This window comes from Streptomyces sp. CB02923, from assembly GCF_001905005.1.
Classification (GTDB): domain Bacteria; phylum Actinomycetota; class Actinomycetes; order Streptomycetales; family Streptomycetaceae; genus Streptomyces.
Genome location: NZ_LWKZ01000017.1, coordinates 19,445 through 27,207 on the forward strand (window position 1 = coordinate 19,445; position 7,763 = coordinate 27,207).

Below are 7,763 nucleotides of genomic sequence, written 5' to 3' on the forward strand. Positions count from 1 at the left end.
CGGCCCGCCCCGGGCCATGTGGTCACCCCGGCCCGCCGGACGACCGGCCGAAGAACTCGATCTCCGCGATGGCCACCTGCTTCTCCGCGGACGCGGCGTGGGCCGACTCGATGGTGAAACGCACCGCGGTGGCCTCACCGACGCGGAAGGCGCGGCGCTGCTCCCCCGCGCCCGGGTCCAGGGTGAGGTCGCGGGTCTCGGTCCGGCCGTCCTTCCCCGTGATCGTCGCCCTGACCCGGTGCGGCAGGGCGGACCGGTCGAGCTGGTCGGCGCGGACGGACACGCCCGGCGTGATGACGAGGTCGAGCAGCCGGACCGGGCGGGCGAACCGCACCTCGATCCACTCGCCCTGGCCCGATTGCGACACCCCCGGGCCCCACCAGGTGTTGTTGAGCTTGTCGAAGGCCAGCTTCGGCCCGTGGCCGGGGTAGGAGCGGGAGGCCCTGATCCCGTCCGGCTCGACCGGAGCACGCTTGGCGAAGTGGTCGCCGGTGGCCTGGATGCCGTCGGGGACGTACAGCACACCGAGAATGAGGAGCGTCACGGCGACGGCGGCGGTGATCCAGGTGCCGATCCGGTCGAACACACGGCGGAGGCGGGGGCGGTCGCCGGCCCAGGGAGTCTCCTGGCGGCCGGGTCCGAGCAGGCGGCGCCACCAGGGGCGGGGTACGGGCGCGGGGGCGGCGCCGTGCTCGGCGAACGGCATCGCGCAGCGGCAGCAGAAATGGCGGTCGGCGGGGTTCGGGGTGGCACACCAGGGGCACGGCGCGCCGTGCACCGGCCCGCGGGAGGCGGGGCCGCGTACGAGGGGCCGCTCGGTGTCGGGCCGGCCGGGCAGGACGGGGGTCACGGCGGGAGCGGGCGCGGCGGGGGTGGCTGCCTCCGGGTCCGTGACGGGGACGACCAGGGAACGGGCGCGGTCGGCCGAGGGGCTTGCCGAAGGGGCGCTGTTGTACGTCGTGGACAGCGGGATGCCGGGGTCGGTGTCCTCCTCGTCCGGGGGGCCGGGCGTGGGTCGTGGCGCGGCGGGCGTGGGTCGTGGCGCGCCGGGCGAGGGCGGTGGCGCGCCGGGCGTTCCGGTGCTGTCGCGGTGCCCGGTGTGCCCGGGGGCTGCCGCCGAAACGCCGCGGCCGGGCGCGGTGGAGGGGGCTGCCGGGGGGCCGGTGCGCCCACCGGCCGGTTCCCAGCGGAGGACGGCTCCGCAGGCGTCGCAGAACGACTGCCCGGGTTCGGCGCGGGTGCCGCACGCACTGCAGTCCGGCGTGGTCATGTCTCCGAGGTCCTTTCGGCGGCGGTGATGGTGACGGTGTAGGGCATGTGGGCGGGGCGGGCCGCGGCCACGAGAGCGTCCAGGCGGTAGGTGTCGGCCCGGGTGGGTTCGGGCAGCCGGAGCGTGACGTGGAGGTGGGGGCGGGCGCTGCCGGGGAACGGGCCGCGGGGGCGCGCGCTCCAGGCCGCACCACCGCTCTCCGTGATCTCCGGTGCGGTACCGAACGCGAGGCGTACGGCTTCCGACAGGCCGCGCCGGGTGCCCCGGACGCGGTGCAGGCCGACCGCTGCGGCCACGGCGGCGCGCAGGCGGGGCTCGGGTTCGGTGCCGTCGGTCTCGGCTCCCACCCAGGTGCCGAGCCACCGGGCGAAGTCGGCCGGGGTGAGCGCGGGATCGAAGTAGGCGTCCAGGCAGTCGAGCACGTTCAGGATCGGCGCGAGGACGTCGTCGAGTCCTGCGACGAAGCGCTGGGCGAGGTCGTCGTCGGCGAAGACGGCCGGGAGCATCGCGCCGATGGGCGCGGAGGAGCCCAGGCCGTCGATGGAGCCTCTCACGGGCGGCCTCCTGAGTACGTCGGTGTCGTCACGTGCTGTCCCCCACCACCCGCACGCGGTGGTCGAAGGAGAAGACCAGGGACGGTGGTTGCAGGTCGATGCGGTCGGTCGGGTCGCCGCGCCGGCCGGTCAGCGGGTCGGCGGGGTGCAGTACGACCTCGTCGACCAGTTCCACTCCGGGGACGCGCTGCAGGATGGCGAAGACCTCGCCGGCCTGGACCGGGCGGCCGAAGGGCCAGCCGTGGCCTTCCGCGCCGCCGGTGAGCGGATCGAGGTGACGGTAGAGGGCGTCGTGGGCCCGGCGGCGTACCCGGTCGGTGTCGACGCCCCGGAAGGCGTGGACGGTGGCGACGACGGTGACGCCCTGGTAGTAGGGCGGGCCGACCGCGAGCCGGGTGCCGATGAGGCGGCGTTCGTCGAGGTGGCGGGTGATGCGGTCCAGCAGGCGGTCGCCGGGGACGAGTTGCTCGAAGCGGAGGCGGCCGCCCGGGTCGGGGACGGCCTGCGGCACGACCAGCACCCGTACCGCGTAGGACCCGTGCTCGTCCGGTACGCCCTCCAGGCAGGTGATACGGGCGGTCTCCGGCGCGGCCCGGCGGGCGAGTTCCTCGTAGTCGCGCAGCGTGACGGCGCGTTCCTGGGCGCGGAGGGTGATCGGGGCCCGGACCTTCGCTTCCGCGACGGTCTCCCCGTCGACTCCGCCGCGCGCGGTCTCGCGGTTGGCGACTTCGGAGACGTACGGGATGGAGGTGCGCAGGACCCGGATGGCGCCGCGGGTGACGTTGCCGGCCCGGCCGCCGCCGGTGCGGTAGCGGCGGGCGCGGACGGCCGCGCCCTTGGGCGCGACCATGCCGTACTGGCGCAGCGTGCCGTCGGCTTCGCGGACGGCGGGGCCGAAGGCGATGTCGCCGGTCGTGGCGTCGAGGGTGATGTGGTGGTCGTCCGGCCGGGACGCGGCGAAGTGCGGGACGACCTGCCAGTCCTGCCACCCGTCGGGTCCGGCGGTCTGGAGCAGCAGGGGCGGGTCGTCCCCGACGACGGGCGCGTGGGCGAGCCGCCGTCGCTGTCCGGGCAGGCCGCTGGATTCGCCGAGCGCCTCGTCGTGGACGGTGGCGGCGTGCACGACGCCGGTGGTGCCGCCGATGGTGCAGGCCGCGGCGGCGCGTACGGTCGGTGACGTGGTGTAGAAGGGCTGGCCCGGCAGGGGTTCGGTGACGCGGCAGCGCAGCCAGCCCGCTTCGTGGCCGCCGGTGCGGGACAGCACGTGGCCGCCGGGGACGTGCAGGACGATGTCGCCGGCGCGGTTGAGGCCGCCGGTGCCGTCCCGGTCGGTCTCGCAGGGCTGCCAGCCGTCCTCGGTCCACGCCTCCCACACCAGCGGCGGCTGCCGCGGATCGACGCCGACGCCGTCCACCCGGCTGTCGAGTTCGAGGGCGACGGCGCAGCGCGGGACGGCCGCCGTCAGACCGATCAGCATGCAGTCGCCGGGGCCCGGGGTTTCGGCGAAGCACCGTACGTGGGTGCCTTCGGCCAGTGCGGTGGTGTGATCGGCGACGGGCTCGCCCCGGTGCTGCACCACCAGGCGGCTCAGCTCGCAGGGGACGACGGCCAGCGCGTGTTCGGTGGCGAAGACCACCGCTTCCTCCTGCTCCGTGCGCAGCGTGGCCACTTCGGTGCCGACCGGTACCGCGACGGCCTCCTCCTGGGGTGCGGACAGCCAGAAGGTGACGTCCGTACGGGCTGCCGACGGCGGGAAGAGGGTGACGCCGACGAGGTCCAGGAACGCCAGGTGGTTCTTCTCGGGAACCCGGTTGAGGCGGTAGACGATCTGGTCGGCCATGTGGGCGACGGTCTCGACGAGGGTGATGCCCGGGTCGGAGACGTTGTGGTCGGTCCACTCCGGCGCGCGCTGCTGGATGTAGCGCTTGGCGTCGTCGACGAACTGCTGGAAGCGGCGGTCGTCGAGGTTGGGGGAAGGCAGGGACATCATCGGTCGCTTTCGGGGGAGTCACCGGAGCCGTCGCCGACGAGGGCGCCGCCGGGGGCGTCCTCCTCGTGGGAGGGGATGACGTAGAACGGGAAGACGAGGCTGCGCGGGTTGTTGGTGCCGCGGATCCGGTAGCGGATGTCGATGTACAGGACGCTCTGGTCGGTGCCGGCGCTCACCTGGACGTCGGTGACCTCGATACGCGGCTCCCAGCGGTCCAGGGTGACGTACACCTCGTGCTGGATACGGCCCGCGGTCTGCTCGTTGACGGGGGCGAACACCAGGTCGTGGATGGCGCAGCCGAAGTCGGGCCGCATGGGCCGCTCCCCCGGCGCGGTCGCCAGGACGAGCTGGATCGCCTCCTCGATCTCCCGCTCGCCGCTGACCAGGGCGATGCCGCCGGTCGGCCCGACACGCAGCGGGAACGACCAGCCGGAGCCGACGAACTGTTCGGCCATCAGGAACACACCCGCTTTCCACGGACAGAGCAACGGACAGAGCAACGGTCGGGGGAACGGACAGGGGAACGGCCGGACAAGCGGGCGCCGGGACGGGACGCGGTGCTCATCCCATCGGCGGTACGGGCGGTGTGACGGAGAAGAAGAGCGGTGACGTGACGGTGGTCTTGGCACCGTTGATCATGTTGGCGGCCGAGGTGAGCTGGATGGAGCCCCCCGCGGTGAGGGTTGACACGCCGCCGGCGGTCATGTTCAGGGCTCCTCCCGTGGTGAGCCCGATCTGCCCCACGGACTTGAGGTTGATCAGGCCGGTGGAGTCGACGGTGAGCGGGCCGCCGCTCCTGATGCTGAGCAGGCCGCCGCTCTGCAGGCTCAGCCGCCGACGGGCACTCAGTGTCAGGTCGGTGCCGGCCTCCACGGACACCGACCTGCTGCCCTTGATGGTGACCGACCCCTTGCTGTCCACGACGATCTCGGTCTTCGTCCGGTCCAGGCTGATGGTCAGCCGCTTGTCGCCGGACGCCAGCCGGACGCCCTGCTTGCGGCCGCCGGTCTTCTGGCTGAGCAGATCCACGCGGTTGCCGTCCCGGTCGGAGACGGTGTGCCGGCTCGCCTTCTTCCGTACGGCGTCGTGCAGCGGCACGTCACCGACGGCCGTCGGTCGGTCCTTGCCGTTGTAGAGACCGCCGATCACGAACGGGTGGTCGAGGGCGCCCCGGTCGAACCCGACCAGCACCTCGTCGTTGACGTCCATCGGGAACACCCCGCCGCCGCCGAGGCCGCCCAGCTGCACCGTCCGCGTCCAGTCGCTGACGTACGTGTCGTCCAGCCACGGGAACCGCAATCGCACCCGGCCCTGCTTGAGCGGGTCGTTCACGTCGGTGACCAGGGCGTTGGCCACGCTCGGCAGCCTGGGGCCGGCGCCCGTGCCGCCCCCGCCGGAGGCCAGCCCGAACAGCGAACGCCACTGCCGGCCGCTGACGGTCACCCACGACTCGTAGTGCTTCCCGTCGCCGAAGACGTGCCGTACGGAGGTCGCCGTGTACTTGCCCTCGAAGGGCGCGCCGGTGTCCGAGAGCGTCACCGGCACCCCCGGCCGCAGCCGCGTGTTGCCCAGCACCACGACCTCCACCTCGGCGAAGGCCCCGGTGACGTCGTCGGCGAGGGAGTCGGAGGCGAACCGCACCTCGGCCGACTTGTCGTACGGGGTCGAGGTCTCGACCAGCTTGCCCGCCTTGAACCTGCCCGCGGCTGCGCCGGGCGTCTCGCCGATGGCGAAGCCCGGGTTGTCCTTGGCGGGCGAGACGGAGCTGAGCGCCTTCTTCTGGGTGACGTCCCAGCCGCGCGCCTCCACCGTGCCGACCTGATCGGCGGCGGTGACGGCGGCCCGCAGCCGCAGGATGTCGATTCCGGCCTTCAGTTCGAGCGGGTCCTCACCGTCGATGCTCGTCGGGGGCGCCCCCGTGGCGGGCTTCGGCCGGACGAAGCAGAATCTGCCCTGCGCGTCGACCGACATGACGGTCTCGTTCTCGTCGGCCAGGCGCGCCAGGAAGTCCCAGTCGGTGACGTTGGACTGGCTGATGAACTCGTACACCGTCTTCGTCGGCTGGATCGTGCCGACCGGCACACCGTCCCGGGCGGCCAGCTTCCTGGCGATGTCGGAGGCGGACTGGTTCCGGTACGCCGCCACCCGGCGCTGGCGCATGAGCCGGTGCCCGAAGTCGTAGCCCCGGATGACGGTGAACGTGCCGGTGCCGTCGTAGTCGGCCTCGAAGCCGGTGATCTCACCGGTCAGCAGTGTGTCCCCGGCGCCCTGGCCGTCGGTCACGGTCGCGATGGTGACCGGGGTGCCGAACGTGGCGCCCAGTCGGCTGATCATGATCCGCTGCGGGTCGCGGAAGGTGAGCTGGAAGGCGGCCGGGACCCCGGCGCCCTGGTCGACCCAGCCGTCGACGAGCGCGTGGACGGCGTCGTCGGGCAGTTCGCCGCTGCCGATGGAGACCTGGAGGAGAGCGGACGTGGCGGGACCGGCCATCAGGGACGTACCTCCTCGGCGGCGGGCAGCACGAGTTCGGTGCCCGTGGGCAGCCGGGACGGGTCGTCGATGCCGTTGGCCTCGGCAATCGCCCGCCATGCGTTCGCGTTCCCGTACTCCCGCCAGGCGAGGGACTGGAGGGAGTCACCCGCGACCACCTGGTGCACCCGCCGCGCGGTGAGAGCGCCCGACGTCGGGTTCTGCCTGCGGGTCTTGCCGGGAATCTCGTGCAGCTGCACCTGGCAGGTGGCCCGGATGGGCACGCCGGTGGTTCCGAACAGCGTGTACGAGGCGTTGACGGAACTGACGTACGCGGTGAACCGGGCCGTGGAGAACGACCCCCACTGGAAGATCACCCAGGGCGGCGAGGGCTTCTTCGCCGCGTAGCTCTTGGCGGTCACCTCGCAGCAACTCAGCAGCGCCGCCACCTTCTTCAGTACCGAGTTGCTGGTCGGGCGCGCGGAGGAGTCGAAGAAGACCTCCAGGTTCATCGAACGCGGTTCCGGCCCCATGAACTCCGGTTTCGCTCCGCGCCGTACGGCCACGGTCGGCGTCACCTTCCACTGGGCGGCACGGCTGAGGGACAGCTGCGCCGGGTTGAAATCAAAGCCGAGCGTCTTGATGAGGGCGCCCGGGGTGGTGCCGGTGCCGACGGGGGGCTCGTGGATGGCGAGGGTGGCGCGTACCAGGCTCTTGCCCGCGCCGTTGCTGCTCTTGGGCATAGGGGTGTCTCTCCCGCTCCTCGGTCGGCGGACTTCAGTCGGTGAACCCGTGGTGGGCGATCTCCAGGACCTCCGTGGCGACGGCCGGACTGGCCGGGTCGAGGGAGGGCCCCTGCCAGCTGACGGGCAGCACGTCGATCAGTCCCCAGCGCGCGACCTCCGAGCCGTCCGCGCGCAGCGCCGTGATCTGCGCGGTGGGCCGCTGGATGCCTGTCTGGACGGAGGAGATCCACTTGGCGACCTTGGTGGTGTCCGGAGTCAGCGGCCGGATCAGCCGGATGGTGGAGAAGGTGACGCGCGTCGGCAGCCGCCAGACGAAGCCGTTGTTGCCGCCCTCCTGCCGCTGCTCCGTCTCCACCTGCGACGACAGCCCGTCACACCCGTTGAAGCAACCGAGGCTCTCGCCGTCGATGGAGAGGGTGAACCAGAGGGTGGAGCCCGGGTCCTGGCGGGGCATCGCGGGGGGGCCTTTCTGTTGGTTCTGTTGGTTCTGTCGGTTTTCTCAGCGGTACGGCATCGAACGGCCGAGGGGGCGGGAGGCCGCCGGTCACTGGCCGTGGGGCACTGGCGGGGTTACTGGCGGGGGTCGCGGAGCCTGCCGATCCGCTCGCGGTCCATCCGCAGTTCGGTACGGATGAGCCGGGTGACGCGGCCGATGATGCGGTGCACCAGTTCGTCGAGCTGGTGGTCGCTGAGTGCGCGGGGGTCGAATGCGGTGGCTGGGAGCGGGGGTGGTG

7 protein-coding genes are annotated in these 7,763 nt (G+C 72.7%); all 7 read right to left on the reverse strand.

All coding sequences use genetic code 11. The features are described 5' to 3' along the window. Nucleotides 1-22: 22 nt before the first annotated feature. Nucleotides 23-1,270 carry an NADase-type glycan-binding domain-containing protein gene (locus tag A6A06_RS18355; protein ID WP_073762386.1) on the reverse strand — a complete coding sequence of 416 codons (1,248 nt, stop codon included), beginning with the start codon at nucleotides 1,268-1,270 and terminating at the stop codon, nucleotides 23-25. After that, nucleotides 1,267-1,776: a phage tail protein gene (locus A6A06_RS18360; RefSeq protein ID WP_079194113.1), complete on the reverse strand. Its 510-nt coding sequence runs from the start codon at nucleotides 1,774-1,776 to the stop codon at nucleotides 1,267-1,269. The genes A6A06_RS18355 and A6A06_RS18360 overlap by 4 nt, the downstream gene beginning before the upstream one ends. Nucleotides 1,777-1,852: 76 nt before the next feature. Next, nucleotides 1,853-3,811: a putative baseplate assembly protein gene (locus tag A6A06_RS18365; protein ID WP_073762396.1), complete on the reverse strand. Its 1,959-nt coding sequence runs from the start codon at nucleotides 3,809-3,811 to the stop codon at nucleotides 1,853-1,855. Then, the gene (locus A6A06_RS18370; protein ID WP_073762397.1) at nucleotides 3,811-4,269 is read right to left on the reverse strand and encodes a GPW/gp25 family protein; all 459 of its coding nucleotides are present in this window, start codon (nucleotides 4,267-4,269) and stop codon (nucleotides 3,811-3,813) included. The genes A6A06_RS18365 and A6A06_RS18370 overlap by 1 nt, the downstream gene beginning before the upstream one ends. 106 nt (nucleotides 4,270-4,375) lie before the next feature. Then, a complete protein-coding gene (locus A6A06_RS18375; protein WP_073762388.1) occupies nucleotides 4,376-6,304 on the reverse strand; it encodes a VgrG-related protein in 1,929 nt (642 codons plus the stop codon). Next, nucleotides 6,304-7,026, reverse strand: a complete 723-nt coding sequence (locus A6A06_RS18380; protein WP_073762389.1) for a CIS tube protein — start codon at nucleotides 7,024-7,026, stop codon at nucleotides 6,304-6,306. The genes A6A06_RS18375 and A6A06_RS18380 overlap by 1 nt, the downstream gene beginning before the upstream one ends. 34 nt (nucleotides 7,027-7,060) lie before the next feature. Beyond that, complete coding sequence (locus tag A6A06_RS18385) at nucleotides 7,061-7,483, reverse strand: phage tail protein (RefSeq protein WP_073762390.1); 423 nt, start codon at nucleotides 7,481-7,483, stop codon at nucleotides 7,061-7,063. Nucleotides 7,484-7,763: the final 280 nt, after the last annotated feature.